This is a genomic window from Actinoplanes sp. NPDC051405 (genome assembly GCF_055586185.1).
Genome location: NZ_JBVJIR010000001.1, coordinates 715,842 through 739,468 on the forward strand (window position 1 = coordinate 715,842; position 23,627 = coordinate 739,468).

Consider the following 23,627-nt stretch of genomic DNA (forward strand, 5'->3'; position numbering starts at 1 on the left):
GAATTAACGGGCGGCCATCACCGCGGACAGTCCCTGGATCACGTTGCCGACCACCCGGGTCGGCGCGAACCGGTTGTCGATCCAGTCCCGGCCCCGGTGCAACCACACGCTGGGTAGTCCCATCGCGGCGGCGCCACCGATGTCCGCCTCCGGGCTGTCCCCGACGATCCAGGCGCCGCCGAGTCGCATCCGGACCCGCTGGGCGGCCAGCGCGAAGATGCGCGGGTTGGGCTTGCTGACGCCGGCCTGCTCGGAGATGACCCAGTCGGCGACGTACCGGTCCAGCCCGGTGCGCCGGATCCGGGTCTCCTGCTGCTCGTGCGGGCCGTTGGTGACCACCACCGGGACCCACCCCGCATCCCCGGCGATCTGCAGCGCACAGGCCACCAGGGGGTCGAGCCGCTCGTAGGCCAGCGGGCCCTCGTGCAGCTCCTCGAGCAGGTCGATCGAGGGGATGTCGAGCTGGTAGCGGTCGCGGATCAGATCGGCCAGGTCCCACCGGGAGGTGAGGCCGTCCGCGTCGACCGACAGTAACCAGTCGAGGTCGTCCTGCGGCGCCGCGATCTCGTCGAGGAAACCTTTCGCCCACAGACGGAACGCACCGCTGCGGTCAAGCAGGGTGTCGTCCAGCGCGAGGAAGACGAGAGGCACCCGCGCACTGTACGTGAGTGAATGCGGGCGCGGACAGTCCAAGAGTGTTAACAAAGGGAGGGCCGGATGACGCTTTTGGCACCATGCGAGACGGATCTCGATGGGCTGGCAAGCCGTACGTACGGATTGCAAGCGTCCGAACCGGCGTGACACGATCGCAGCGTGCCCAGGGTAAGCCAGGACCAGCTCGACGCCCGCCGCCACGAGATCCTCGCGGCGGCGCGCGGATGCTTCGCCCGATTCGGGTACGAGGGCGCGACCGTGCGCCGCCTCGAGGAGGCCACCGGCCTTTCACGTGGCGCGATTTTTCACCACTTCCGCGACAAGGACTCGCTGTTCCTCGCCGTCGCCGAGGACGACGCCGCCGCCATGGTCACCACGGTCCGCCGCAACGGCCTCGTCCAGGTGATGCGCGACCTGCTCGAGCAGGCCCGGACCAGCGACGGCGACACGGCCGGCTGGCTCGGCAGCCAGCTCGAGGTCTCCCGGCGGCTGCGCACCGATCCGGCCTTCGCCAAGCGCTGGGCCGAGCGCTCCGCCGCGATCGCCGAGGCCACCCGCGAGCGGCTGGAACGCCAGCACGAGGCCGGTGTGCTGCGCGACGACGTGAACGTGGAGGTGCTCACCCAGTTCCTCGAGCTGGCATACGACGGGCTGGTCCTGCACCTGGCGACCGGGCGCCCGGCGGGCGAACTGAGCCAGGTCCTGGACGTCGTGGAGGAAGCTGTCCGCCGGCCGTGACCCGAATGTTGCATTGACCTGCACAATGAGGTCCAGCAACGACACAGCTCGGGAGGTCGGACATGAATCTCGCGGCGCAGGGTGACACCTGGGGCATCCCCGGACCGGCTTTCCTCGTCCTCTATTTCACCGCGATCGTCTCGGTGCTGATCCTCTCGGCCATCCACCGGCGCGTCCTGTTCTCCGGCAACCGCAGCGCGCCCGTCGACCGGCTCGGCCCGCAGCAGGTCGCGTACCTCAACGGCGGCGACCAGCTCGCCGTCTACGCCTCGCTGGGTGGCCTGCGGGGCGCCGGGGCCATCACCGGCGGCCCGGGCAAGACCCTGCAGCAGTCGGGCCCGATGCCCGCCGGGACCACCCCGCTGGACTCGGCGGTCTACAACGCGGCGGGCCGGCGCCTGCGGGCCCGCGACCTCACCGGTGATCAGTGGGTCGTCGCGGCGGTGCGCCAGCTGCGCGAAGGCCTGGAGGCGCAGGGCCTGGCCGTGACCCCGGGCAAGCTCAAGGCCGCCCGGGCCTGGGCCCTGGTGGGCGCGCTGATCGTGCTGGCCGGCGTGGCCCGGCTCGTCGACGGGCTGCAGAACGACAAGCCCGTCGGCTTCCTCGTGGTGGCCATCGTGATCGCCTTCTTCCTGACCATCATGTTGCTGACCCGCCGCCGCCGCGCGACGCACGCCGCCGACAAGGGCATGCGGGCCCTGCGTCAGCAGCACGCCTACCTCGCGCCGCACCAGTCCCCCTCGTACGCCACCTACGGCGCGACAGGCGCGGCGATGGGCGTGGCCCTGTACGGCACCGCGACGCTCTACACGATGGACCCGGCCTTCGCCGCCGACGCGGAGGTACAGCGCGTCAACGCCTCCTCCGGCAGCGGCTCCAGCGGCGACTCGGGCAGTTCCTCCTCGTGCAGCAGCGGCGGCTCGTCCTGCGGTGGCGGAGGCGGCGGCTGCGGCGGAGGCGGGTGCGGCGGATGACCACCGCGTACGGGGTGGGCATCGGCTGGCGGCCCGAGATCGGCGGCTTCGTCGCCCAGCTCCCCGGCCTCAAGTTCGCCGAGGTGGTCGCCGAGTCCGTACCCGCCCACGGTGACCTGCCGGTGGGCCTGGCCGAGCTGCGCGACCGCGGCGTGGCCGTCGTGCCGCACGGGGTGAAACTGTCGCTGGGCGGCGCGGAACCGGTCGAGCCGGCCCGCGTCACCCACCTCGCGGCCGTGGCCGAGCGGCTGGGCGCGCCCCTGGTCAGCGAGCACATCGCGTTCGTCCGCGCCGGCGGCGTGGAGGCCGGTCACCTGCTGCCGATCCCCCGCAGCCGCGAAGCCGTCGACGCGGTGGTGGCCAACGTCAAGCGCACCCAGGCGGAGCTGTCCGTACCGATCGCCCTGGAACCGATCGCGGCCCTGTTCGACTGGCCCGACGACGAGCTGGACGAAGGTGCGTTCCTGACCGAGATCCTGGAACGCACGGACGCCCTGCTTTTGCTGGACGTGGCCAACGTCTACGCCAACGCGCTCAACCGGGGCACGGACCCGCTGGCCCTGCTCGACCGGCTGCCGCTGGACCGGATCGCCTACGTCCACGTGGCCGGCGGCGCCGAACACGACGGGATCTACCACGACACACACACCGACGCGGTCCCCCAGCCGGTGCTCGACCTGATCACCGAACTGTGCGCCCGGCACCGGCCACCGGCACTGATGCTGGAACGCGACGGCGACTACCCGTCGGCGGCGGAGCTCAACGGCGAACTGGACGCGATCGCCGCCGCCTCCGGCTACCCGAGCGTGACATGACGTCGCTGGCGGAACGGCAGGCCGAGCTGGTGGCCGCGCTGACCGGCGGGGCCGCCGTACCCCCGGGTTTTGATGCCCGGCTCGTCGAGGCCGCCCGGGTCGCGCTGCTCAGGAAGCGGGCCGGTGAGGTCGCGCGGCAGTGGCCGGATCTGGTGCACGCGCTGGGTGCGGGCTGGTACAGGCAGTGGTCGGCGTGGGCCGCGACGCGGCCGACGCGGGGGTCGCTGCGCGACGGCTGGGATCTGGCCCGGGAGCTGGCCGCCCGGCGGGAGCTGCCGGCCGCGGCCGGGGCGGAGCTCGCGGCCCGGGAGGCGTCCCTGGTCTACGACGGTGAAAATCCGCCGCGACCTCGCCGGATGCCGGCTGTGCGCAGCGCCGCCGGGTCGGTGGTCGGGCAGGTCGCAGGCCGGGTACGCGTCCTGCGCCGCAGTTGAACGAGGTCCGACGGCTGAGCCCGGATTCCGCCGAGCCCCGCCGCCAAGCAGGGCTTGCTGAGCCTGCGCCCCGCCGCTGAGCCCAGGTTCTGCGATCGGCCCACCCTCCATCGCGAGCATCGGCCACAACCCAGGTGCTGCTGTCGGGCAAGGGGCCGATGACGGAAAACTGTCGGGGGTGGGCGGTAGCTTCGTCGGCATGGATGGCTCGGTTCTGGTCACCGGCGCCTCGCGGGGGCTCGGTGCGCACATCGCCCGGCGGCTGGCCGCCGACGGCTGGCCCGTGGCCGTCAACTATCTGCCCGACCGGGCGGACGCCGAGCGGGTGGTCGCCGACATCGAGGCCGCCGGCGGGCGCGCGGCCGCGTTCCGGGCCGATGTCACCGACGAGGCGGAGGTCGCCGCGCTGGTCGCCGCCGTCGAGTCCCGGCTCGGCCCGGTGGCCGTGCTGGTGCCCAACGCCACCGGCCCGCAGCCGGCGATCGACGCGGTCCACGTCACCTGGCAGGACCACCTGGACCAGCTCACCTTCTTCGTGAAGAGCCCCACGCTGCTGATGCAGGCGATCGCGCCCGGCATGCGGGAGCGCGGCGGTGGCCGGATCATCCAGATCGGCTCCGACCTCTTCGAGCGCTCGGCACCCGGCATGTCGGCCTACAGCGCGGCCAAGGGCGCGCAGTTCTCGCTGACCCGCACGTGGGCGCGCGAGCTCGGCCCGTGGGGCATCACCGTCAACGTGGTCGCGCCCGGCTGGATCCCGGTGGAGCGGCACGCGGGCATCGACCCGAAGTACGTGGAGCAATACCGGCGCGAGGTGCCGCTGGGCCGGATGGGCACCCCGGGTGAGATCGCGGACGTGGTGGCGTTCCTGGCCTCGGACGGGGCCCGGTTCATCACCGGCGAGCGCATCACGGTCAACGGCGGTCATGCCATGGACTGATCTCGTCGATCGGCCCGCGGCACGGGCAGCGCGGTAAGGCGGTTTCCGCGTACGGTCGCTGATATGTCCTATCCCGATGCGCGTTACCTCGGCGACGGTGGCGAGGCGACCGCGACCCTGCGGGTCGCCGGCGCTGAACCGGAGCTCGACGGAGCGGCGACCACCGCGAGTTACCTCGCCACCGGTGCCAGCACGGACGGCAAGTTCGGCCTGTACCGGTGGGATTTCAAGGGTCCCCGCAGCGGTCCCGACCCGCACTTCCACCGGTCCATCTCGGAGTCCTTCTTCGTGCTGTCCGGCACGGTCAAGCTCTTCGACGGCACCAAGTGGCAGGACGGCCGTGCCGGCGACTTCCTGTACGTGCCGGAGGGTGGCGTGCACGGCTTCCGCAACGAGTCGGGTGAGCCGGCGTCGATGCTGATCCTGTTCGCCCCCGGGGCGCCCCGGGAGGACTACTTCGAACGGGTCTCGACCGTCGCGCAGATGTCCGAGCAGGAACGCACGGAGTTCTTCCTGCGCCACGACACGTTCTGGACCTGACGCAGCCGCCTGATCAGCCCAGCGCCGCGGGTGCCTGGTCGATGAAGCCGAGCACCGTGCGGATCCGCCCGTCCGCTCCCAGCTCAGCCACGTCGAAGCCGATCACCACCGGCTCCTCCCCCGCGGGACCCAGATGCCAGGTGAAACGCGCCTGCTGGTGATGGGCGTCGACCGTCTCGCCGGGCGTGAAGACCAACCCCGGGAACTGAGCCTGCACCGCCCCGATCAGGCCGTCCAACGCCGCGTGCCCCTCGACCGCCGCCAGCGGATCGACGTACCGGACGTCATCGGTGAAGGCCTCCTCGATCGCCGCGCGGCGGCGCTGCGGGTCCGTCTCGTTCCAGGCGGCCACGTAGCGCTGCACCACGATGTCGAAGTCGCTCATGTCGGTTCTCCTCGCTGCTCCGGTTATTGCCCGACCACCGTCACCCGGCCCGGGTAGTCCGGTCGATTACCTCGCGGGTAATCGGCGGTCCTCGGCCGGCTCCCTACGATCGGGTCCATGAGCGACGTGGGGGTGCTGCTGCGCCGGTGGCGGGGCAGCCGGCGGCTGAGCCAGCTCGAGCTCGCCGGGCAGGCGGGGGTGTCGACGCGGCACCTGTCGTTCGTGGAGACCGGGCGGGCCCGGCCGACCCGGGAGATGATCCTGCGGTTGGCCGAGGAGCTGGCCGTACCGTTGCGGGCGCGCAATGCGTTGCTGCTGGCCGGCGGTTTCGCGCCGGCCTATCCCGAGGGGGATCTTCGCGGCCCGGACCTGGCCGCCGTGCTGGCGTCACTGCGCGACGTGCTGGCCGGGCACGAGCCCTATCCGGCCGTCCTGATCGACCGGCACTGGACCATGGTCGACGGCAACGCGGCGGTGCCGCTGCTGACCGCCGGGGCCGCGCCGGAGCTGCTGGAACCGCCGGTGAACGTGCTGCGGCTGTCGCTGCACCCGGACGGCATGGCGCCCCGGATCAGGAATCTGCCCGAATGGCGGGCGCACGTTCTGCACCGGCTGGACCGCCAGGCGCAGGCGACCGGCGATCCGGTGTTGCGGTCGCTGCACGACGAGCTGCTGGCGCTGCCCGGCGGGCAGGCCACAGCCCGGCCGGACGGCATGGTCGTGCCGCTGCGGTACGCGACCGCGGGTCGGGAGCTGTCGTTCTTCAGCGTCACGGCGGTGCTCGGCACGCCGCTCGATGTCACCCTCGACGAACTGGCCATCGAGTCGTTCCTGCCGGCGGACGCGGCGACCGCCGCCTTCCTGCACGCCCACTGATCTTCCGGGTGCCCGAAGGCGGCCCGGGTGGCAGGATCTGCGGCATGGATCTCGGGCTGGCTGATCGCGTCTTCGTCCTCACCGGCGCCTCCCGGGGCCTCGGTTTCGCCACCGCCCAGGCGCTGGTGGCCGACGGCGCCAAGGTTGTCGTCTCCGCGCGCTCGCAGGAGGCGGTCAACGCGGCGGTCGCTCAGCTTGGCGACGGCGCGGCGGGCGTGGTGGCGGATCTGACCGATCCCGGCACGCCGGAGCTGCTGATCAGCACGGCGCGGGAGCGCTTCGGCCGCCTTGACGGCGCGCTGATCTCGGTGGGCGGCCCGGCCCGCGGCACGGCCGCGGACCTGACCGACGAGCAGTGGCGCGAGGCCTTCGAGACGGTCTTTCTCGGCACGGTACGCGCGGCGCGTACGGTGGCGGCGGGACTGACCGAGGGCGGCGCGATCGCCCTGGTGTTGTCCACGTCGGCGCGTACCCCGATCGCCGGCCTGGGCCTGTCCAACGGGCTGCGACCCGGCCTGGCCGGTGCGGCGAAGGACATGGCGGATCAGTACGGCCCGCGCGGCGTACGCGTGGTGAGCCTGTTGCCGGGCCGCGTGCTGACGGACCGCAACAAGGAGCTCTTCGAAGCGACCGGCGACGCCGAGGCGGCAGCCGCGGAGGCGGCGGCTTCGGTCCCGCTCCGCCGGCTGGCTGAGCCGGCCGAGTTCGGCAAGGTGGCGGCGTTCGTGCTGTCCCCGGCGGCGAGCTACCTGACCGGGCTGACCCTGCCTGTCGACGGCGGTGCGCTACGGATGCTGTGAGCGTCACCGAGCCGGTCGTCTTCCGCCTGCACCGGTGGCGGCTGGCCCTCGGTGTCGCGCTGCTCGTCGCGCCGGTGGTTCTGCTGATCCGCGGGCTGGCCATGGTCGCGGCGGTCGCGGCCGGCGCCTCGCTCGACTTCGGTGACTACGTGGAAGCCGGGCTGGTGACGCTTGCGACCGCGGCGGCCGGCGGGCTGGGTGCCCTGGCCGGCACGGGATCGAACCCCGGCTGGGTACGGGTGTCCGCGGCCGGCGTGGAGTTCGCGCCGAGCCGGCACCGGGCGACCTTCGTGCCGGCGGCGGCCATCGCGTCGGCCCGGTTGCGGTTCGCCGGCCCGTTCACCCAATTGGTCGTCACCCCGACCACGCTGGATGCGGTCGCTTCCGCCCCGACAGCCGGCCGGACGCCACGGTTGCGCCGAGGTTCCTTCGTGATCGATGTAGGCCTGATGAGTCCCGGCCCGGCGGTCCTACGCAATGAGCTGACCCGGCACCGGCCGGGACCTTAGGCCCCGACGGCCGGATCGATACGCTTGGCCGATGCTGTCCGCCGTGCCGCCGCCCGCGTTCCGGCCGCCGACGGCCGAAGAAGTCGCCGCCGCCGGGAACCGCACCCTCGCCGACCTGGTCGGGCCCGGGCTGCGAGTGCTGTTCTCCGGGATCAACCCGAGCCTGTACTCGGCCGCCACCGGGCACCACTTCGCCCGCCCCGGCAACCGGTTCTGGCCCGCGCTGCACCGCGCCGGCTTCACCCCGGTGCTGCTGCATCCGTCCGAGCAATGGAAGCTGCCCGAACTCGGCCTGGGCATCACCAACGTCGTCGCCCGGGCGACCGCACGTGCCGACGAGCTCTCCCCCGCCGAGTTCGTCGACGGCGGCCGGCTGCTGGACAAGCTGGTGCGCACCTGGCAGCCGCGGTATCTCGCCGTGCTCGGCGTAACCGCGTACCGGGCGGCGTTCGGCCGGCCGAAAGCGCGGATCGGGCCGCAGGACGAGACCGTCGGCGGGGTGCCGGTGTGGGTGCTGCCGAATCCGAGCGGCCTGAACGCGCACTACACGGTCGACACGCTGGCAGCGGCGTATGCGGAGCTGCGGGAGGCGGCGGAGCGGTGACCCCCGAGGCCGACTGCTGGCTGGATCCCGGCATCGAGGTGCGGGACTCGGCGATCGAGGGGCGGGGGCTGTTCGCCCGGCAGGCGTACCCGGCGGGCGTGGTCGTCTCGCGTCTGGGCGGGCGGTTGGTGTCGTGGGCGGAACTGCGCCGGCTCATCGCCGACCCGGAGCAGCCGTACGTCGACACGATCACCGTCAGCGAGACCGAGCATCTGGTCCTGCCGCCCCGGCGCCCCAATGGCTACGGCAACCACAGCTGCGACCCGAACCTGTGGTGGGTCGGCCCGTACGAGCTGGCCACCCGGCGCCCGATCGCGCCGGGTGAGGAGCTGACCAACGACTACGCCACCAGTACGGCGGAGACCGCGTACACGATGGCCTGCCGTTGCGGTACATCCCGGTGCCGCGGCACGGTCACCGGCGACGACTGGCGCCGCGCGGACCTGCGGGCGCGCTACGGCGAGCACTGGATCCCGATGCTGCTCGCCCGGATCGCGGCGCTGCCGGACGGCTCCGGCCGAAAGCCAGGTCAGCGGGGGCACTGACCTGACCTCCGGCGGCATCCGAGGGCCGCTTCCCAGGCCCCACCCTCCAAGACGGAGCTGAGCCCGGATTAGTTGCATTCAGAGAGCCGTGCTCTTGAACGCGGTACGCGTGAAGGCCGAGCCGGTCCACCTCCAGCTCTGGGTGATCCGCAGGTCGGGGCAGCACAGCGGGGCGTCGTCGCTGAGCGCCTCGGACTCGACGGTCAGCGAGCGTCCCTTCGTCCGCAGGTCGGCCGTCCGCAGGTACGAGTCCTTGCCGATGGTCAGCAGCGGCTCGGTGCCGGAGTCCGCGCCGAAGACGAAGACGTGCACCGCGTTCGTCGAGGTGGTGGTCGGGCAGGACGCCGCGACGATCGTGTCGCGCCGGCCGTCACCGGTGAGGTCCGAGTGGTCGACGTGCTGCACCTCGGCCCGCTTCGGCAGGTCGGCGTGGCGCTTGCAGCCGAGCGCCCGGAAGGCGGCCTTGGCCCAGTCGGTGTCGTCGGCCCGTCCACCCTGGCCGGTCGAAGGCTTTTCGCTGGTCGACGGCTTCGCCGCCGGGGCCGCGGGCCCGGTCGAGGTGCTCACGGTGGGGCTCGGCGCCGGGCCGGCGGCCTGGCTGGCGGCGGAACCGACGCCCGAGGACGCGGACGGAGCGGCGATCGGCGCGTCGGACGGTGTGGAGCAGGCCGCTGTCGCAGCGATCGCGCAGCCGGTGAGAGCCAACAGAGTGAGCTTGTTCGTGACCTGACGCATCGGTTTCTCCCCGTGTCTTCCCTTGGACGAGGCCCCACCGTATCGACGTCGAGGGCCCGTCCGGCTCACGGATTCATGCCAAGCCGCCACGGACCGTCATCGCCGGCGCGCGTATGGTCGGCGCGTGCTGACCGCCGGAGTGGACCTGGCCGCCGACCCGGCCGGGACCGCCGTCGCGTCCATCGCCTGGTCCGCCACCGGCGCCGGCGTGCGGCTGGTGACCGTGTCCGCCGACGACGAGGCGATCGTCGAACTGGCCGGTCAGGCCCGGAAGATCGGCATCGACTGCCCGCTGGGCTGGCCGGACGCGTTCGTGACCTTCGTCGGCGCCCACCGCGACGGCCGCGTGCCGATCCCCGACGGCGTGGACGCCAAGCAGTGGCGACGCCGGCTGGCCTGGCGGCACACCGATGAGGTGGCCCGCCGGCTGACCGGCCTGGTGCCGTTGAGCGTGTCCGCGGACCGGATCGGGCACACCGCCATGCGCTGCGCGGCGCTGCAGACACGGCTGGCGCAGTCCGGACCCGGCGTCGACCGCAGCGGCGCCGGCGCGGTCGTGGAGGTCTACCCCGCCGCGTCGCTCAAGGTGTGGGGTCTGCCCTGGCGCGGCTACAAGACCGCGAAGAACCAGCTCACCCTCGGGGTCGTCGTCGACCAGCTGAAGCAGGCCGCGCCGTGGCTGGACCTGGGCGCGCACGAGGAGCTGTGCCGGCACAGCGATCATGCGCTGGACGCCGTCGTCGCGGCGCTGACCGCGCGGGCCGCCGTACGCGATCAGGTCTGCCGTCCCGACGAGCGGGAGCTGCCAGCGGCCCGGACCGAAGGATGGATTGCGATCCCCACCGCCGCGCTGGCGGCACTGCCGGGATAAACCGCATGTGCCGGCCCGGCCCGGGGCCTAGGGTGGCGCGGATGACTCTTTCTCATGACGTGGCCGGCGACGGCCCCACGGTGGTGCTGCTGCATTCGACGGTGTGCGACCGGCGCATGTGGGACCCGCAGGTCCCGGCGCTGGTCGAGGCCGGCTACCGGGTGGTCCGGGCCGACTTCCGCGGCTACGGCGACTCCCCGATGCCCGACCGGCCGTCCGGCGACGCCGACGACGTCATCGAGCTGATGGACTCGCTCGGCGCGGAGCAGGTGGCGTTGATCGCGGCGTCCGGCGGGGGCCGGGTGGCGCTGGAGATCGCCGCCGGCCGGCCTGAGCGGGTGACCACCCTGGCGCTGCTCTGCACCGCCTGGTGGGAGCAGGAACGCAGCGCCGATCTGCGGGCCTTCGGCGCCCGCGAGGACACGCTGCTGGAGGCCGGGGAGGTGGATGCGGCCACCGAACTCAACGTGGAGATGTGGGTCGGTCCGGCGGCGGACCAGGCAACCCGCGACAAGGTACGCGTAATGCAGCGTCGCGCCTTCGAGGTGCAGCTGGCCGCGGTCGAGGAGTTACCGCAGCTGGCGACCGAGCCGGACGTCGGGGCCATCACCGCCCGGACGCTGCTCGTGTCCGGCGCGCACGACCTGATCGACTTCCACGAGATCGCGGTGGCGCTGTCCAAGCGGATCCCCGGCGCCCGGCACGTCGAGTTGGACTGGGCCGGGCACCTGCCGAGCCTGGAACGACCCGAAGCGGTGAACCCGCTGCTGATCGACTTCCTGCGCGCCACCTGACCCGGGGGCGGCAGCTGGTCACGGCCAGACGAAGCGGAGCTTGTGCGGCGTGCCGTGCAGGCGGCCTGCCACCCCACCGGGCGGCGACACCTCGGCCTTCTCCACGCACCGCCCACCCAGCGCCCGATAGAAGCCCTGCGCCGCGACGTTCTGCTCCAGCACCCACAGATAGCGGGCTCGGTGCTCGACAGCCTCCGGCGCCCCGTTCATCAGCGCCCGGCCCACCCCGGAACGCTGCCGGTCGCGACGCACGTGCAGGTTGTCGATGAAGCTCCCCCACCGCTCGTCGTGGTCGGCCACGATGTGGATGAAGCCGATCAGCTCGGCACCGGCCTCCGCCAGCAGCGTCCGACCGGTCCCGGGAGTCGCCAGCCGCGACGACCACACTGCCCGGCGTTCGGTGACCACGTCACCGTCGAGATAGGAGTCGGCGAAGGCTCCCCGGTAGTGCCGGCGCCAGCTCGCGGCGTGCAACTCCGCGATCGAGGCCGCGTCCGCCGGGCCGGCCAGGCGTAGGTCCATCGAATAGTTCTGTCACAACCGACCGGGTGCCGCAGCTGAAATCTCAGGGCTCGATCGGGTGCGGGACCTGCACGATGACCTGCTCGGTCTCCTCCGCGTACGGCATGGCCGGGCTGTCACCCACCGCGAACTGGGTGCGGTACAGCTCCGCGTACAGACCGCCGGCCGCCACGAGCTCGCTGTGCTTGCCGCGCTCCACGATGCGGCCGTCGTCCAGCACCAGGATCTGGTCGGCGTCGCGGACCGTGGACAGGCGGTGGGCGATGACCAGCGCCGTCCGGCCCTCCAGCGCCACAGTCAGGGCCCGCTGCACGGCCGCCTCGGACTCGCTGTCCAGGTGGGCCGTGGCCTCGTCCAGGATCACGATCGACGGGTGCTTGAGCAGCAGCCGGGCGATCGCGATGCGCTGCTTCTCGCCGCCGGAGAAGCGGTAGCCGCGCTCGCCGACCACCGTGTCCAGCCCCTCGGGCAGGGAGCGGACCAGCTCGGCGACCTGGGCGCCGCGCAGGGCGTCCCACATCTCCTCCTCGGTCGCCTCCGGCCGGGCGTAGCGCAGGTTTTCCGCGATCGTCTCGTGGAACAGATGGGAGTCCTGGGTGACGACGCCGATGGTGTCGCGCAACGACTCCAGGGTGGCGTCGCGCACGTCGACGCCGCCGACGCGGACCGCGCCCTCGGTCACGTCGTAGACCCGGGAGACCAGCATGGACGTGGTGGACTTGCCGGCACCGGACGGGCCGACCAGGGCGACCATCTGGCCGGGCTCGACGACGAAGTCGACGCCGCGCAGCACCGGTGCGTTCTCGGTGCGGTCGAGGGCGACCACGTCCTCCAGCGTGGCGAGGGAGACCTCGTCGGCGCTCGGGTAGCGGAAGTGCACGTCGCGGAACTCGAGCCGGCCGGAGCCGGGCGGGATGGCGACGGCGTCCGGCTTCTCCTCGATGCCGGGCTTGAGGTCGAGGACCTCGAAGACCCGGTCGAAGGAGACCAGCGCGCTCATCACGTCGACCCGTACGTTGCTCAGCGCGGTGAGCGGGCCGTAGAGGCGGGTCAGCAGCAGTGCCAGGGTGACCACCGTGCCGGCGGTGACGCTGCCGGTGACCGCGAGCCAGCCGCCGAGCCCGTACGTCAGGGCCTGGGCCAGTGAGGCGACCAGCAGCATGGCGACGAAGAAGGTGCGGGAGAACATGGCCTGCTGCACGCCGATGTCGCGGACCCGCTGCGCGCGCTCACCGAAGCGCGCGGCCTCGGCGTCGGGGCGGCCGAACAGCTTGACCAGCAGGGCGCCGGAGACGTTGAAGCGCTCGGTCATGGTCGCGTTCATCTTCGCGTCTAGGTTGTACGACTCGCGGGTGATCTCGGCGAGCTTCTTGCCGACCCGGCGCGCCGGGATGATGAAGACCGGCAGCATCACCAGCGACAACACGGTGATCTGCCAGGACAGGCTGAACATCACGGCGGCGGTCAGCACGAGCTGGATGACGTTGCTGACCACACCGGACAGTGTGGAGGTGAACGCCCGCTGGGCCCCGGTGACGTCGTTGTTGAGCCGGCTGACCAGGGCGCCGGTCTGCGTCCGGGTGAAGAACTGCAGCGGCATGCGCTGGACGTGGTCGTAGACCTTGGTGCGCAGGTCGAGGATGATGCCCTCGCCGATGCGGGCCGAATACCACCGCTGGGCCAGGGACAGGAACGCGTCGACGACGGCCAGCCCGGCGATCATGAAGGCGAGCTTGACGACCGTCGCGGCGGCGTCGGAGCCGCCGGCGGTGATGGCGTTGACCACGTGGCCGGCGAGCACCGGGGTGGCGACGCCGATGCCCGCGGCGAACACCACGGTGATCAGGAAGACGATGATGTCGCGCCGGTAGGGCCGGGCGAAGCGCAGGATGCGCTTGGTCGTGCCCCGGCTGAGCTGATGCTTCGAGACGCGCTCGGAATTCTGGATCGAGCGCAGCATCATCCAACTGGAGCCGCTGGAGTTCGGACCCATGCGTCACCTCCCGGGCGTCTGTGGCAGGCACAGTCTGCCCGCTGGGTATGACAACCCGAGAGGTAACCGGTTTCTTCCTTGACGGTCCTTACTCGGCACCCAGGAGGTCACGCAGGCGGCGGGTCTGCGCCTCCCGCTCGGCCCGGTCCTGCTCGGCGTACGAGCGGTCGGTCGCCCCGGCCAGCAGGGCCTTGATCTCCGCGACAGCGCCCTGGTCGGCGGCCAGCACGGCCGCGGCCAGGTCCGACACCGCTCCGGAGAGGTCGGCCCCGGGCACAACGGCAGTGGCCAGGCCGATCCGGTCCGCCTCCGGCGCCGAGATGCGCCGGCCGGTGACGCAGATCTCCAGCGCGCGGGACGGCCCGACGAGCTCGGTCAGCCGTTTGGTGCCACCGAGATCCGGCACCAGGCCGAGGGTGACTTCGGCCATCGAGAAACGGGCGTCGTCGGCCAGGATGCGCAAGTCGCAGTTGAGCGCGAGCTGAAATCCGGCCCCGATCGCGTGGCCCTGCACGGCGGCGATGGTGACCAGCGAGGGCCGGCGTAACCAGGTGAACGCATCCTGGAAGCCGGCAATCCGATCCGCGCACTCTTCCGGGGACAACGCGGCCAGTTCCGGCAACGAAGAATCGCCGCCGCCCCGGGCAACCGACAAGTCGAGTCCGGCGGAAAAGGCACGCCCTTCACCCCGGACAATGACGACTCGCACGTCCCCCGGCATTTTCCGGGAAATGTCGGCGAGCTCCGACCACATGGCGGGAGTCTGGGCATTGAGCACATCGGGCCGGCACAACGTCACCGTCGCGACCGGCCCGTCCTGGTCATACCGAACGCCTGTTTCGGTCCCGGGTGATGCGCTGGTCGTCACGCCTTCTTGCGACGACGGGCGCCGCCGCGCTGGCGAAGCTGGACACCCGACTCGGTGAGCACCCGGTGCACGAATCCGTAGGACCGCCCGGTGGAGGCGGCCAACGCCCGAATGCTCTCGCCGGAGGTGTATCGCTTCACCAGGTCTTTGGCGAGCGTCTGCCGCTCGCTGCCGACGATTCGACGACCCTTCTCAGTGCTGGTGGCTGTGCCGGTGGCTGCCATGTTGAATCCTCACGTCCCAGACTGTGCGGTTCGATACGGTCCCACCTATTAGACCGCCTCCAACGATCATGCGCTAGGTATCTCGGCTTAGCCAACGTGCCCAATTACCACTGTCAGGAACCCGACGGTGACCATGCGCATCAATGTCAGACCGTTGCTCCGGAGGCCGGATCGGGTCGGGAATCGGACGCCGGAGAGCGTTCGCCGGGCGCCCGCCGGGACCACCCCACGGCTTCGGACTTCGCCCCAAGACCACCCGTTGAGCTGCACAAACATCAACTACACGGTGGACGGACAACGATGTCACGCAGCGTCGACGCAGCATGCACTAAGAGGCGTGGGTCGGCGCCCGAACGGTCAGCGGAGCCCGGCAGAAGGGTGCCCGGGGCCGGCCGCGCGGTGACCGGAGCCGGGCAGGAGTCGCACTGTCTGTGTGGGCACCAGTTGACAACCGACGATGCCGTTGATCCTCGATCAAGCGATGGCGATCACGCCAGCTCGACGAGCTCCAGCAGATCGTCGCTCCACGCGTCCTCGTCGCCGTCGGGCAGCAGGATCGCCCGGTCCGGCTTCAGCGCCTGCACGGCCCCCGCGTCGTGGGTGACCAGCACGATCGCGCCCGGGTAGTTGGCGATGGCGTCCAGCACCTGCTCGCGGCTGACCGGGTCGAGGTTGTTGGTCGGCTCGTCCAGCAACAGCACGTTGGCGCCCGAGCAGACCAGGGTGGCCAGCGCCAGCCGGGTCTTCTCGCCGCCGGAGAGGACGCCGGCCGGCTTGTCGACGTCGTCACCCGAGAAGAGGAACGCACCCAGGATCTTCCGCAGCTCGGTGTCGGTCTGCTCGGAACCGGCGCTGCGCATGTGCTCCAGGATCGTGCGGTCCACGTCCAGCGTCTCGTGCTCCTGGGCGTAGTAACCCAGCCGCAGCCCGTGCCCGGCCCGCACCTCACCGGTGTCGGACTGCAGGTGCCCGCCGAGGATCCGCAGCAGCGTGGTCTTGCCCGCGCCGTTGAGGCCCAGGATGGCGACCCGGGAACCACGGTCCACCGCCACGTCCACGTCCGCGAAGATCTCCAGCGAGCCGTAGGACTTGGACAGGCCCTGCGCGGTCAGCGGCGTCTTGCCGCAGGGCGCCGGGCTCGGGAAGCGGACCTTGGCCACCTTGTCCGAGGTGCGCACGTCCTCCAGGCCGTCGAGCAGCTTGTTGGCCCGCTTGGCCATGTTCTGCGCGGCGACGGTCTTGGTGGCCTTCGCCCGCATCTTGTCGGCCTGGGCCAGCAGCGCGCCGGCCTTCTTCTCCGCGTTGGCGCGCTCGCGGCGGCGGCGGCGCTCGTCGGTCTCCCGCTGGGCCAGGTACGTCTTCCAGCCGACGTTGTACATGTCGACCTCGGCGCGGTTGGCGTCGAGATACCAGACCCGGTTGACCACGGCTTCCAGCAGGTCGACGTCGTGGCTGATGACGATCAGGCCGCCCTTGTGGTTGGCGATGTAGCCGCGCAGCCAGGTGATCGAGTCCTGGTCCAGGTGGTTGGTGGGCTCGTCGAGCAGCAGGATGCCCTTGCCGTTCTGGCCGGAATTCTGGAACAGGATGCGGGCCAGCTCGATGCGCCGGCGCTGACCACCGGACAGGGTGCCGATCGTCTGGGCCAGCGCGCGATCGGGCAGGCCCAGGTTGGAGCAGATCCGGGCGGCCTCGGCCTCGGCGGCGTACCCGCCCAGGCTGGCGAACTGGTCCTCCAGCTGGCCGTAGCGGCGGATCAGCTTCTCGTCGGCGCTCTCCTCGAGCTCGACCTCGAGCTTCTGCATCTGCGACAACAGGACATCCAGGCCGCGAGCGGACAGCACCCGGTCGCGGGCGGTGACGTTCAGGTCGCCGGTGCGGGGGTCCTGCGGGAGGTAACCGACCTCACTGGTGCGGGTCACCTCGCCCGCGTACGGGGTGCCCTCGCCGGCCAAGACCTTGAGCGTCGTGGTCTTGCCGGCGCCGTTGCGGCCGACCAGGCCGATCCGGTCGCCGGGCTGCACCCGCAGCGTCGTCGGGGAGATCAGGATCCGGGAGCCGGCGCGCAGTTCGAGTCCGGTGGCGGTAATCATGAGGAAGCGTCTCGCTCTCGAGGGAAGAAGGCTGGCTCAGGGCACACGGAAGCGCCGCCGGGATCGCGGAAGATCACGGTCGGCGCGGGGCAGGTCAGCCTTCGCAGAGCAGCACCCGGCAATTGTACCGGGCGCCGGCCACGACCCCCCACCCGATTAGCGGGCGCGGACACCGGGTACGAAGGGCGCCACACGTGGTGGACGCGCGAGCGAGGATGCGATGGAACTCAACGAGAACGCCAGGATCGACACCAGTCAGATCGACGACCAGCGTTCCTCCGGCGGGGGCGGCGGCGGGATCGGCGGCCTGCCCATCGGTGGCGGAGGTCTCACCGGCATCATCGTCACCGTGCTCATCGCGGTCGTCGGTGGCTTCCTCGGCATCAACAATCTCACCGGTGGTGACGGGGCGAGCACGCAGACCGGGGACAACACCTCCCTCACCCAGAAGTGCTCGCAGTCCGAGGCGGTCAAGCAGCTGGACTGCCGCAACGTGCTCTATGTCAACTCGATCCAGGACTACTGGGTGGAGGCCCTCCCGGCGAGCTTCGGCGAGCAGTACAAGGCGTCCAAGACCGTGCTGTTCTCGCAGCGGGTCAGCACCGGCTGCGGCAGCGCCGACTCGGGCGTCGGGCCGTTCTACTGCCCGGCCGACGACCGCGTCTACATCGACCTGACCTTCTACGACGTGCTGGCCCAGCAGCTGGGCGCGCCGGGCGAGTTCGCCCAGCCGTACGTGCTGGCCCACGAGTACGGCCATCACGTCCAGGACCTGCTCGGCACCGAGGGCGCGATGCGCCGTGAGCAGGAGCGCAACCCGACCGGGGCGAACGAGCAGTCGGTCAAGCTGGAACTGCAGGCGGACTGCTACGCGGGCGCCTGGGCGAAGAACGCCACGGGCACGGACGACGGCTCGGGCCAGAAGATCTTCAAGAGCATCAGCCAGGAGGACATCCAGCAGGGCCTGGACACCGCGGCCAAGATCGGTGACGACGCCCTGCAGAAGAAGAGCGGCGGCTCGGTCAACCCGGCGGAGTTCACCCACGGCACCAGCGCCCAGCGCCAGGAATGGTTCCAGCGCGGCTACGACACTGGCGACCCGAAGAGCTGCGACACCTTCGCCGCGGGCGCGGTCAGCTGACGCACGCCAGCCTCAAACCGGGTCCCGGACGAGGATGCGGACTGCCCGGGCCTGGGCGATCGCGTCCTCCAGCACCGTCTTGCGAGGCTCCGGGACCTCCAGGAAGCGGTCGCTGCGCAGCGCGGCGAGAGGTTGCAGGGGTACGGCGGCCAGGATGGTGTCCACCGCGGTGTGGTCGCCGCCGGTCACCAGGGCGCTCAGGGTGCGTACCTCCGGAAGGAGCAGGCGGGCCGCGATGCCGGCGCCGTCCGCGGCCGCCGCTCTGGCCTGGTTGTCGCGGCGGCGGGCGAAGCGCTGCTGGGACCAGCCGCCCGCGGCCGTGCGGCCCTGCACGTAGTGCGTGTCGACCTTGGACACGACCAGCTTCGGGCCGTCGGCCACGCCGACCGCCACCGCGCCCTTGCGGGCCAGCAGCAGACCGATCCGGCGCGACTCCCCCGCCGCCCGGCGCAACTCGTCCAGATCTCTGGTCCCGGGCGACCCGGGCGGCGGCGCCAGCTCGGCGGTCGCGCCGTCCTCGGCGGTCAGCAGCAGCCCGTCGGCCGTCCACGGGCCGTGCCGGCCGGCGAAGTTCTCCAGCCAGCGGGCCAGCCGCTCGGGGGCCACGTCCACCCACCGTCCGCCGCCTGCCGCCGGTTTCGCGCTCATGACTGCCACCCTACGGTGGGATGATCCCGGCATGACCCGAGCGCCCGCGGAGGAACTGCTGGACCGCCTGGTGCGCGGCTACGAGGCGGCCCGTGACCCGGAACGCGCCGGGCCGGCGGCGGCGTACATGCGGGAGCAGTTCGCGTTCCTGGGCATCCCCGCGCCGACGCAGCGGGCCCTGGCCCGCACGGTGGTGGCCGGGCTGCCCGCGCCGACCGAGGACGAGCTGCGTGCGGTGGCGCTGGCGTGCTGGGAGCTGGACGAACGGGAGTACCAGTACTTCGCCTGTGACTGGCTGCGCCGGCACGTCGCGGTGCCGGGGCCGGGCTTCCTCGCCACGCTGCGCACCCTGATCACGACGAAGTCGTGGTGGGACACCATCGACCCGCTGGCCACGCGCGTGGCGGGCGGCCTGGTGCGCCGGCATCCCGAGCTGGGTGCGGAGATGGACGCCTGGTCGGCGGAGGAGGACGTGTGGCTGATCCGTACGGCGATCCTGCATCAGCTGCACTACGGCACGGACACGGACACGGACCGCCTGTTCGGATACTGCACCCGGCAGGCGGGCCACCGTGACTTCTTCGTGCGCAAGGCGATCGGCTGGGCGCTGCGGCAGTACGCCCGTACCGATCCGGCCGCGGTGGCCCGTTACGTCGCTGACCACCGTGACCGCCTGTCGCCGCTGTCGGTCCGTGAGGCCACCAAGCACCTGTGACCGCTCGACGGTCAGGTGACCAGGCCGACGGCGAGGACGGCGATCACCGCGCTGGAGACCATGGCGGTGATCAGGCGGCCGCGGTCGCCGGTGAGCAGGCGACCGACCAGGGCACCGCCGCCGGCGATGAGCAGCTGCCAGCTCGCCGAGGCCAGGAAGACGCCGATCACGAACCACACCCCGCCGCCGGTGCCGCCGCGGCCCATGACCAGCGCGGCGAAGTAGACGATGGTGGCCGGGTTGAGCAGCGTGAGCCCGAGCACACCGAGGTAGGCGCGGCCGGCGGTGGTGGTGTCCGGCACGGCAGCGACCGGCCCCACCCCGAGGGCACCGGCATCCGGATCCGCGAGACGCGGCGCGCGGGCGCCGCCATCGGGAGACGCACGCTCGGGACGCGCTGGGTCACCCGGGGAATCAGGCTGGGCCGCACGCTTGGGCAAGGCCGACCAGGCGGTATGCGCCGCCAGGAGCAGCAGGACCACCGCGGCGACCCAGCGCAGCGGCGTCGAGATCGGTGCGATCGCCGCTGCCAGCGCCGCCCCGCCCAGGACGGCGATCAGCGCGTACACCCCGTCGGCGGTGGCCGCACCCAGCCCGGCCGCCGCCCCGACGCGCAGGGAGGTGCGGGCGGTGAGGCCGGCGATCAGGACCGCGATGGCACCGACGGGCACGGCGACGCCGTAACCGGCGATCGCGCCGGCCAGGAACGCCGCGGTCATGGTGCGGGCGGGTGAGTGGCCGGGCCGGCGGCGACGCGCTGCTGTCGCGTGGCCCGGACGGGCGCGGCGGCAGACAGGGTCGGTTGCGGGCTCGGCTTCTTCACGCCGCCATGATGGCCGGGACGCCGCGGTGGAGGCCACCGATTTCGCGCAGCAGCCGGCCGGTGTCGCCGGAGTTGGGGTTGAGCAGGCCCGGACGCGCGACCGCGGTGTGCTCCGGCGCGTTTCGGGCGGGCCGCCGCGGCCGCCGCGGACACGTTAGGGTCCGGGGATGGGCGTGGTCGCGGAGCTGATCCTGATCCGGCACGGGCAGAGCGCGGCGAACGTCGCCTTTCCGCTCGCCAACCAGCGGGGACTGCTGGAATCCGGCCTCAGTGGCCGGGACACCGATGTGGAGCTGACCGAGCTCGGGGTTGAGCAGGCCCGTGCGGTCGGGCGGTGGCTCGCCACGCTGTCGCCCGGTGAGCTGCCCGAGGTGGTGATCACCTCGCCGTACCGGCGGGCGCGGGAGACATGGCGGATCGCCGTCGAGAGCTCCGGGCTGTCGCTGCCCGCGCCAAGCACGGACGACCGGCTCGTGGACCGGCTGACCGGGGAGCTGGAGATGCTGACCGACGCCGCGATCCGGCAGCGTTTCCCGGACGAGCCGGCCCGTTTCGAGCAGGACGGTGAGTACGCCTACCGGCCACCGGGCGGTGAGACCTTCGGTGACATCGCTGAGCGGCTCTCCTCTTTTCTGGCCGACCTGAACGGCAAGCACGCCGGTGAACGGGTCGTGGTGGTGGCCCACGACTCGGTGGTGCTGATGATGCGCTTCGTCATCGAGGGCCTGGAGCTCGCCGCGCTGCCGGGCATCGTCGAGCAGCACGGCCAGGTCCGCAACGCCTCGATCACCAGCTTCCGGGAGTCGTCAGGGCGTCTCGTGCTGGACCGCTACAACACGGTCGACCACCTCTGAGCGCTATTCCGTGTCGGTCCAGGCCAGGAACTCCTCGACGGCCTCGCGGTCGCCGTCCACCTCGATGCTCTCCAGCGGGACCCGCTTGTAGATCGCCAGTACCAGGTCGCTGGCCGAGCCGCGCATCGTCGCCAGCGGCTCGCCGCTCGCCGCCGGGCCGGCCTTGGCCCCGGACGGGGTGAGGTCGACCAGCCAGGTCGGGCCCTCGACCGCCGACAGCGCGATCCGGGCCGGCCGGTGCGGCCAGGCGCCGATCGAGCCCAGGGTCACCACCAGCAGCTCGTCGATCGTGTCGACGGCGACCGCGGCCGGGACCGGCTCCGGCTTGCCGACGGTCTCCTGGGCGTCCCAGGCGTGCACCGCGGCCTCCTGAACCTGGTGGCGGGCCACCGCGCCGGAGGTCATCGGCGCTTCGGTGGCGCCCCACCACGTCCAGCAGTCGCGGTCGGGGCCGGCCACGCGCAGCGCGTCGATCAGCAACCGGGTCGACTCGGCCGACCATTCGACCAGGTCACCGACGGGATCGCTGGTGACGAACTCGGGCGCGCTGTCGGCCGGGCCGGCCGCCACGACCTCGGCCCAGAAACGCTGGACGGCGCCCAGGTGCGCCACCAGGTCTCGCAGCGACCAGTCGGGACAGCCGGGCACGCGGGCTCCGGTGTCACCCGTGGCGACCGCCTGGCGGAAGGCGGCGGAGCGCTCGGCGATCAGGTCCAGCAGTTCGGGGAAGGGAAGCAACTGCGTCATCCCGATGGTCTACCACCGGCGTGCGACAAGTTTCGGCTCAATGCGACTCCCGGCTCACCTCGTCGCCGCTGGAGCCGACGAGGAAGTCCAGGTCGGCGCCCACTTCGGCGCCCAGGACGGTGTCCACGTACAACTTCTGCCAGCCGCGGTCGGGACGGGCCAGCGCGGCCAGCAGGGCGGCGGACGGCTCGCGGGCGGCCAGTTCCTCGTCCGGCAGGTCGACCGACAGCTGCCTGTTCTCCACGTCGAGGATGATCCAGTCGCCGTCGCGGACCCGGTCCAGCGGTCCACCGGCGGCGGCTTCCGGGGCCACGTGCAGCACGACCGTCCCGTACGCCGTACCGCTCATCCGTCCGTCGCAGACCCGGACCATGTCGCGGACGCCTTGGTGCAGCAGCTTGGTCGGCAGTGGCATGTTCGCCACCTCGGGCATGCCCGGGTAGCCGCGCGGCCCGCAGCCGCGCAGCACCAGCACGGAGTCCGCGTCGACGTCGAGGTCCGGCGCGTCGATGCGGTCGTGGAAGTCCTCCACCGAGTCGAAGACGACCGCCCGGCCGCGGTGCCGCAGCAGGTGCGGGCTGGCCGCGGCGGGCTTGATGATCGCGCCGGCCGGGGCCAGGTTGCCGTGCAGCACGGCGATGCCGGCCTGCGGCAGCAGCGGCTTGTCGCGGGTGCGGATGACGTCCTGGTCCCAGATCTGCGCCTCGGTCAGCGACTCGACGAAGGGCCGGCCGGTCACGTCGATCGCGTCCGGGTCGAGCAGGTCGGCCACCTCGCGCAGCACCGCGGCCAGGCCACCGGCCCGGTACAGGTCCTCCATCAGGTACTTGCCGGCGGGCTGGAGATCGACCAGCAGCGGGACGTCCGCGGCGATCCGGTCGAAGTCGGCGAGCGTGAGCGGCACGCCGAGCCGGCCGGCGATGGCCAGCAGGTGCACGACGGCGTTGGTGGAGCCGCCGAGCGCGGCCAGCGCGACGATCGCGTTGTGGAACGAGCCCGTGGTGAGCACCTGGCTGGGCCGGCGGTCCGCGGCGATCATCTCCACGATCAGCCGGCCGGTCTCGTGCGAGCGGGCCAGCAGCCGGCTGTCCGGCGCCGGGGTGCCCGCCGTGCCGGGCAGCACCGTGCCGAGCGCCTCGGCGAGCAGGCCCATGGTCGAGGCGGTGCCCATGGTGTTGCAGTGGCCGCGGCTGCGGATCATCGAGGACTCGGACTCGAGGAAGGCGGCCTGGCTCAGGGTGCCGGCACGGACCTCCTCGGAGAGCCGCCACACGTCGGTGCCGCAGCCCAGCGGGGTGCCGCGGAACGTACCGGTGAGCATCGGGCCGCCCGGCACCACGACGGCCGGCAGGTCGACGGAGGCCGCGGCCATGAGCAGCGACGGAATCGTCTTGTCGCAGCCGCCGAGCAGCACCACGCCGTCGATCGGGTTGGCCCGCAGCATCTCCTCGGTCGCCATCGCGGCCATGTTGCGCCAGAGCATCGCGGTCGGGCGGACCTGGGTCTCGCCGATCGACACGACGGGCAGGTTGAGCGGGACGCCGCCGGCCTCCCAGATCCCGCGTTTGACGTGCTCGGCGACCTCGTCGAGGTGGCTGTTGCAGGGGGTCAGGTCGGAGGCGGTGTTGGCGATCGCGACCTGCGGGCGGCGGCCCTCGAACGCCGAGTTCGGTGATCCCCGGCGCATCCAGGCGCGGTGGATGTAGGAGTTGCGGTCCTGGCCGGCGTACCACTGGGCGCTGCGCAGTTCAGGCATATAACTTCCAATAATCGGAACGCTGGGTG

General features: G+C 72.0%; 28 protein-coding genes. 16 read left to right on the top strand and 12 right to left on the bottom strand.

Annotation, left to right across the window (positions count from 1 at the left end):
- Positions 1-3: 3 nt before the first annotated feature.
- The gene (locus tag ACZ6S4_RS03290; protein ID WP_212993014.1) at positions 4-651 is read right to left on the bottom strand and encodes an HAD family hydrolase; all 648 of its coding nucleotides are present in this window, start codon (positions 649-651) and stop codon (positions 4-6) included.
- 162 nt (positions 652-813) lie between these two features.
- Between ACZ6S4_RS03290 and ACZ6S4_RS03295 the strand changes: the two genes are divergently transcribed.
- From ACZ6S4_RS03295 to ACZ6S4_RS03320, 6 genes are all read left to right on the top strand, one after another.
- Positions 814-1,392, top strand: a complete 579-nt coding sequence (locus ACZ6S4_RS03295; RefSeq protein WP_465473315.1) for a TetR/AcrR family transcriptional regulator — start codon at positions 814-816, stop codon at positions 1,390-1,392.
- Between the two features lie 62 nt (positions 1,393-1,454).
- Positions 1,455-2,366 carry a TIGR04222 domain-containing membrane protein gene (locus tag ACZ6S4_RS03300; protein WP_465473316.1) on the top strand — a complete coding sequence of 304 codons (912 nt, stop codon included), beginning with the start codon at positions 1,455-1,457 and terminating at the stop codon, positions 2,364-2,366.
- The gene (locus ACZ6S4_RS03305) at positions 2,363-3,181 is read left to right on the top strand and encodes an MbnB/TglH/ChrH family RiPP precursor modification enzyme (protein ID WP_465473317.1); all 819 of its coding nucleotides are present in this window, start codon (positions 2,363-2,365) and stop codon (positions 3,179-3,181) included. The genes ACZ6S4_RS03300 and ACZ6S4_RS03305 overlap by 4 nt, the downstream gene beginning before the upstream one ends.
- Positions 3,178-3,615: an SCO6045 C-terminal-like domain-containing protein gene (locus ACZ6S4_RS03310; protein ID WP_465473318.1), complete on the top strand. Its 438-nt coding sequence runs from the start codon at positions 3,178-3,180 to the stop codon at positions 3,613-3,615. The genes ACZ6S4_RS03305 and ACZ6S4_RS03310 overlap by 4 nt, the downstream gene beginning before the upstream one ends.
- 199 nt (positions 3,616-3,814) lie before the next feature.
- Positions 3,815-4,555, top strand: coding sequence for an SDR family oxidoreductase (locus ACZ6S4_RS03315; protein ID WP_465473319.1), 741 nt, complete (start codon positions 3,815-3,817; stop codon positions 4,553-4,555).
- 63 nt (positions 4,556-4,618) lie between these two features.
- The gene (locus ACZ6S4_RS03320) at positions 4,619-5,095 is read left to right on the top strand and encodes a cupin domain-containing protein (RefSeq protein WP_465473320.1); all 477 of its coding nucleotides are present in this window, start codon (positions 4,619-4,621) and stop codon (positions 5,093-5,095) included.
- Between the two features lie 13 nt (positions 5,096-5,108).
- On the opposite strand, the gene ACZ6S4_RS03325 is transcribed toward ACZ6S4_RS03320, so the two are convergent.
- Positions 5,109-5,480, bottom strand: coding sequence for a nuclear transport factor 2 family protein (locus ACZ6S4_RS03325; protein ID WP_465473321.1), 372 nt, complete (start codon positions 5,478-5,480; stop codon positions 5,109-5,111).
- A 117-nt stretch (positions 5,481-5,597) separates the two neighbouring features.
- Between ACZ6S4_RS03325 and ACZ6S4_RS03330 the strand changes: the two genes are divergently transcribed.
- From ACZ6S4_RS03330 to ACZ6S4_RS03350, 5 genes are read left to right on the top strand one after another with little or no spacing between them, the layout of a single operon-like run.
- On the top strand, positions 5,598-6,356 hold the full coding sequence (locus tag ACZ6S4_RS03330; RefSeq protein WP_465473322.1) for a helix-turn-helix domain-containing protein: 759 nt from the start codon (positions 5,598-5,600) through the stop codon (positions 6,354-6,356).
- A 44-nt stretch (positions 6,357-6,400) separates the two neighbouring features.
- Positions 6,401-7,156, top strand: coding sequence for an SDR family oxidoreductase (locus tag ACZ6S4_RS03335; protein ID WP_465473323.1), 756 nt, complete (start codon positions 6,401-6,403; stop codon positions 7,154-7,156).
- Positions 7,153-7,665: a hypothetical protein gene (locus tag ACZ6S4_RS03340; RefSeq protein WP_465473324.1), complete on the top strand. Its 513-nt coding sequence runs from the start codon at positions 7,153-7,155 to the stop codon at positions 7,663-7,665. The genes ACZ6S4_RS03335 and ACZ6S4_RS03340 overlap by 4 nt, the downstream gene beginning before the upstream one ends.
- Positions 7,666-7,696: 31 nt before the next feature.
- Entirely contained in the window at positions 7,697-8,269 is a 573-nt protein-coding gene (gene mug, locus ACZ6S4_RS03345) for a G/U mismatch-specific DNA glycosylase (RefSeq protein WP_465473325.1), read from the top strand.
- Positions 8,266-8,814, top strand: coding sequence for an SET domain-containing protein (locus tag ACZ6S4_RS03350; protein ID WP_465473326.1), 549 nt, complete (start codon positions 8,266-8,268; stop codon positions 8,812-8,814). The genes mug and ACZ6S4_RS03350 overlap by 4 nt, the downstream gene beginning before the upstream one ends.
- Before the next feature lie 78 nt (positions 8,815-8,892).
- Here ACZ6S4_RS03350 and ACZ6S4_RS03355 read toward each other — a convergent pair whose 3' ends face one another.
- Positions 8,893-9,549, bottom strand: a complete 657-nt coding sequence (locus ACZ6S4_RS03355) for a hypothetical protein (protein ID WP_465473327.1) — start codon at positions 9,547-9,549, stop codon at positions 8,893-8,895.
- A gap of 124 nt (positions 9,550-9,673) precedes the next feature.
- Between ACZ6S4_RS03355 and ACZ6S4_RS03360 the strand changes: the two genes are divergently transcribed.
- Positions 9,674-10,420 carry a DUF429 domain-containing protein gene (locus ACZ6S4_RS03360; RefSeq protein ID WP_465473328.1) on the top strand — a complete coding sequence of 249 codons (747 nt, stop codon included), beginning with the start codon at positions 9,674-9,676 and terminating at the stop codon, positions 10,418-10,420.
- 41 nt (positions 10,421-10,461) lie between these two features.
- Positions 10,462-11,214 carry an alpha/beta fold hydrolase gene (locus ACZ6S4_RS03365; RefSeq protein ID WP_465473329.1) on the top strand — a complete coding sequence of 251 codons (753 nt, stop codon included), beginning with the start codon at positions 10,462-10,464 and terminating at the stop codon, positions 11,212-11,214.
- Between the two features lie 18 nt (positions 11,215-11,232).
- Here ACZ6S4_RS03365 and ACZ6S4_RS03370 read toward each other — a convergent pair whose 3' ends face one another.
- The 5 genes from ACZ6S4_RS03370 to ACZ6S4_RS03390 form a co-directional block, all read right to left on the bottom strand.
- On the bottom strand, positions 11,233-11,736 hold the full coding sequence (locus ACZ6S4_RS03370; protein ID WP_465473330.1) for a GNAT family N-acetyltransferase: 504 nt from the start codon (positions 11,734-11,736) through the stop codon (positions 11,233-11,235).
- 43 nt (positions 11,737-11,779) lie between these two features.
- Positions 11,780-13,729, bottom strand: a complete 1,950-nt coding sequence (locus ACZ6S4_RS03375; RefSeq protein ID WP_465473331.1) for an ABC transporter ATP-binding protein — start codon at positions 13,727-13,729, stop codon at positions 11,780-11,782.
- A gap of 88 nt (positions 13,730-13,817) precedes the next feature.
- The gene (locus ACZ6S4_RS03380) at positions 13,818-14,597 is read right to left on the bottom strand and encodes an enoyl-CoA hydratase/isomerase family protein (protein WP_465473332.1); all 780 of its coding nucleotides are present in this window, start codon (positions 14,595-14,597) and stop codon (positions 13,818-13,820) included.
- Positions 14,594-14,821: a helix-turn-helix domain-containing protein gene (locus ACZ6S4_RS03385; RefSeq protein ID WP_015620263.1), complete on the bottom strand. Its 228-nt coding sequence runs from the start codon at positions 14,819-14,821 to the stop codon at positions 14,594-14,596. Before ACZ6S4_RS03385 ends, ACZ6S4_RS03380 begins: the two co-directional genes overlap by 4 nt.
- Positions 14,822-15,309: 488 nt before the next feature.
- On the bottom strand, positions 15,310-16,914 hold the full coding sequence (locus tag ACZ6S4_RS03390; protein ID WP_465473333.1) for an ABC-F family ATP-binding cassette domain-containing protein: 1,605 nt from the start codon (positions 16,912-16,914) through the stop codon (positions 15,310-15,312).
- Between the two features lie 220 nt (positions 16,915-17,134).
- Between ACZ6S4_RS03390 and ypfJ the strand changes: the two genes are divergently transcribed.
- Positions 17,135-18,055, top strand: a complete 921-nt coding sequence (ypfJ, locus tag ACZ6S4_RS03395; RefSeq protein ID WP_465473334.1) for a KPN_02809 family neutral zinc metallopeptidase — start codon at positions 17,135-17,137, stop codon at positions 18,053-18,055.
- A 12-nt stretch (positions 18,056-18,067) separates the two neighbouring features.
- On the opposite strand, the gene ACZ6S4_RS03400 is transcribed toward ypfJ, so the two are convergent.
- Positions 18,068-18,703 (bottom strand): acVLRF1 family peptidyl-tRNA hydrolase, encoded by a 636-nt coding sequence (locus ACZ6S4_RS03400; protein WP_465473335.1) that lies wholly within the window; start codon positions 18,701-18,703, stop codon positions 18,068-18,070.
- Between the two features lie 31 nt (positions 18,704-18,734).
- Here ACZ6S4_RS03400 and ACZ6S4_RS03405 point away from each other — a divergent pair, with 31 nt between their 5' ends.
- Positions 18,735-19,418, top strand: coding sequence for a DNA alkylation repair protein (locus ACZ6S4_RS03405; RefSeq protein ID WP_465473336.1), 684 nt, complete (start codon positions 18,735-18,737; stop codon positions 19,416-19,418).
- A gap of 11 nt (positions 19,419-19,429) precedes the next feature.
- On the opposite strand, the gene ACZ6S4_RS03410 is transcribed toward ACZ6S4_RS03405, so the two are convergent.
- Entirely contained in the window at positions 19,430-20,137 is a 708-nt protein-coding gene (locus ACZ6S4_RS03410) for a LysE family transporter (RefSeq protein WP_465473337.1), read from the bottom strand.
- Between the two features lie 271 nt (positions 20,138-20,408).
- On the opposite strand from ACZ6S4_RS03410, the gene ACZ6S4_RS03415 reads away from it, so the two are divergent.
- A complete protein-coding gene (locus ACZ6S4_RS03415) occupies positions 20,409-21,095 on the top strand; it encodes a histidine phosphatase family protein (RefSeq protein WP_465473338.1) in 687 nt (228 codons plus the stop codon).
- A gap of 3 nt (positions 21,096-21,098) precedes the next feature.
- Here ACZ6S4_RS03415 and ACZ6S4_RS03420 read toward each other — a convergent pair whose 3' ends face one another.
- Together ACZ6S4_RS03420 and ACZ6S4_RS03425 are read right to left on the bottom strand one after the other, a co-directional pair.
- Positions 21,099-21,842, bottom strand: coding sequence for a maleylpyruvate isomerase family mycothiol-dependent enzyme (locus ACZ6S4_RS03420; protein ID WP_465473339.1), 744 nt, complete (start codon positions 21,840-21,842; stop codon positions 21,099-21,101).
- 37 nt (positions 21,843-21,879) lie between these two features.
- A complete protein-coding gene (locus ACZ6S4_RS03425; RefSeq protein ID WP_465473340.1) occupies positions 21,880-23,598 on the bottom strand; it encodes an IlvD/Edd family dehydratase in 1,719 nt (572 codons plus the stop codon).
- Positions 23,599-23,627: the final 29 nt, after the last annotated feature.

Bases quoted from the DNA above. Each gene is read 5' to 3' on its own strand.
- ACZ6S4_RS03405 (WP_465473336.1), top strand. From the start codon at position 18,735: ATGACCCGAGCGCCCGCGGAGGAACTGCTGGACCGCCTGGTGCGCGGC.
- ACZ6S4_RS03410 (WP_465473337.1), bottom strand. From the start codon at position 20,137: ATGACCGCGGCGTTCCTGGCCGGCGCGATCGCCGGTTACGGCGTCGCC.
- ACZ6S4_RS03315 (WP_465473319.1), top strand. From the start codon at position 3,815: ATGGATGGCTCGGTTCTGGTCACCGGCGCCTCGCGGGGGCTCGGTGCG.
- ACZ6S4_RS03330 (WP_465473322.1), top strand. From the start codon at position 5,598: ATGAGCGACGTGGGGGTGCTGCTGCGCCGGTGGCGGGGCAGCCGGCGG.
- ACZ6S4_RS03420 (WP_465473339.1), bottom strand. From the start codon at position 21,842: ATGACGCAGTTGCTTCCCTTCCCCGAACTGCTGGACCTGATCGCCGAG.
- ACZ6S4_RS03325 (WP_465473321.1), bottom strand. From the start codon at position 5,480: ATGAGCGACTTCGACATCGTGGTGCAGCGCTACGTGGCCGCCTGGAAC.
- ACZ6S4_RS03335 (WP_465473323.1), top strand. From the start codon at position 6,401: ATGGATCTCGGGCTGGCTGATCGCGTCTTCGTCCTCACCGGCGCCTCC.
- ACZ6S4_RS03355 (WP_465473327.1), bottom strand. From the start codon at position 9,549: ATGCGTCAGGTCACGAACAAGCTCACTCTGTTGGCTCTCACCGGCTGC.
- ACZ6S4_RS03390 (WP_465473333.1), bottom strand. From the start codon at position 16,914: ATGATTACCGCCACCGGACTCGAACTGCGCGCCGGCTCCCGGATCCTG.
- ACZ6S4_RS03300 (WP_465473316.1), top strand. From the start codon at position 1,455: ATGAATCTCGCGGCGCAGGGTGACACCTGGGGCATCCCCGGACCGGCT.
- ypfJ (WP_465473334.1), top strand. From the start codon at position 17,135: ATGGAACTCAACGAGAACGCCAGGATCGACACCAGTCAGATCGACGAC.
- ACZ6S4_RS03370 (WP_465473330.1), bottom strand. From the start codon at position 11,736: ATGGACCTACGCCTGGCCGGCCCGGCGGACGCGGCCTCGATCGCGGAG.
- ACZ6S4_RS03400 (WP_465473335.1), bottom strand. From the start codon at position 18,703: ATGAGCGCGAAACCGGCGGCAGGCGGCGGACGGTGGGTGGACGTGGCC.
- mug (WP_465473325.1), top strand. From the start codon at position 7,697: ATGCTGTCCGCCGTGCCGCCGCCCGCGTTCCGGCCGCCGACGGCCGAA.
- ACZ6S4_RS03375 (WP_465473331.1), bottom strand. From the start codon at position 13,729: ATGGGTCCGAACTCCAGCGGCTCCAGTTGGATGATGCTGCGCTCGATC.
- ACZ6S4_RS03385 (WP_015620263.1), bottom strand. From the start codon at position 14,821: ATGGCAGCCACCGGCACAGCCACCAGCACTGAGAAGGGTCGTCGAATC.
- ACZ6S4_RS03415 (WP_465473338.1), top strand. From the start codon at position 20,409: ATGGGCGTGGTCGCGGAGCTGATCCTGATCCGGCACGGGCAGAGCGCG.
- ACZ6S4_RS03365 (WP_465473329.1), top strand. From the start codon at position 10,462: ATGACTCTTTCTCATGACGTGGCCGGCGACGGCCCCACGGTGGTGCTG.
- ACZ6S4_RS03310 (WP_465473318.1), top strand. From the start codon at position 3,178: ATGACGTCGCTGGCGGAACGGCAGGCCGAGCTGGTGGCCGCGCTGACC.
- ACZ6S4_RS03320 (WP_465473320.1), top strand. From the start codon at position 4,619: ATGTCCTATCCCGATGCGCGTTACCTCGGCGACGGTGGCGAGGCGACC.
- ACZ6S4_RS03425 (WP_465473340.1), bottom strand. From the start codon at position 23,598: ATGCCTGAACTGCGCAGCGCCCAGTGGTACGCCGGCCAGGACCGCAAC.
- ACZ6S4_RS03305 (WP_465473317.1), top strand. From the start codon at position 2,363: ATGACCACCGCGTACGGGGTGGGCATCGGCTGGCGGCCCGAGATCGGC.